The following is a 758-nucleotide window of genomic DNA, read 5'->3' on the forward strand; positions in this document are numbered from 1 at the left end:
AAATCATAACCACCCGTCTAACGGGTGGTTTGCACCAGGGCTATAAGCCCAAATCACCAGCCAGCGCCTAAAGACGCTGGCTTTCACGTTGTTCAAGCCTCATTGCTCTTGACTCGTCACTTGCCTCTTAAAGAGACCTTGGTACTACTTACCACTATCCCTAAAGGGATCCTCATATTCTTTTACACTTAATTTATCTAGTGCTATATCATGCTTTTCCTGTTCTTGAATATATTTCTTAATTGTGGCTTCATTAAGCCCTACTGTACTTACATAATAACCTTCTGCCCAGAAATGCCGATTCCCAAACTTGTACTTGAGGTTGGCGTGTTTGTCAAACATCATGAGTGCACTTTTACCTTTTAAATACCCCATGAAACTTGAAACACTTATCCTCGGTGGAATACTGACTAACATATGTACATGGTCTGGCATTAAGTGACCTTCGATAATCTCAACACCTTTATAACTACATAATCGATGGAATATTTCTCCCAAACTACTTCGATATTGATTATAAATTACTTTTCGTCTATACTTAGGGGTGAACACAATGTGATATTTACACATCCACTTTGTGTGTGATAAACTATGTGCCTTTTGTGCCATATTTTTCTCCTTTCGCTTTACAATTGGCTTGAACACCTTTATTGTATCGCGTTTGGAGTTTTTTGGTATAACCTTCGATGCGCACCCGCATAGCGGGTGGTTTATTTGTCTCGCACCTTGCGGAGCGAGACGGACTAGTAGTCACATAA

The 758-nt window shown here is 40.2% G+C and carries 1 protein-coding gene; it reads right to left on the reverse strand.

Annotated elements, in window-relative coordinates; genetic code table 11:
- Positions 1 to 144 precede the first annotated feature (144 nt).
- Positions 145 to 609, reverse strand: coding sequence for an IS200/IS605 family transposase (gene tnpA / locus HMPREF2853_RS05155; protein WP_000057440.1), 465 nt, complete (start codon positions 607 to 609; stop codon positions 145 to 147).
- Positions 610 to 758: the final 149 nt, after the last annotated feature.

The sequence above is a fragment of the Streptococcus sp. HMSC077F03 genome (assembly GCF_001812375.1).
Taxonomy (GTDB): domain Bacteria; phylum Bacillota; class Bacilli; order Lactobacillales; family Streptococcaceae; genus Streptococcus; species Streptococcus oralis_S.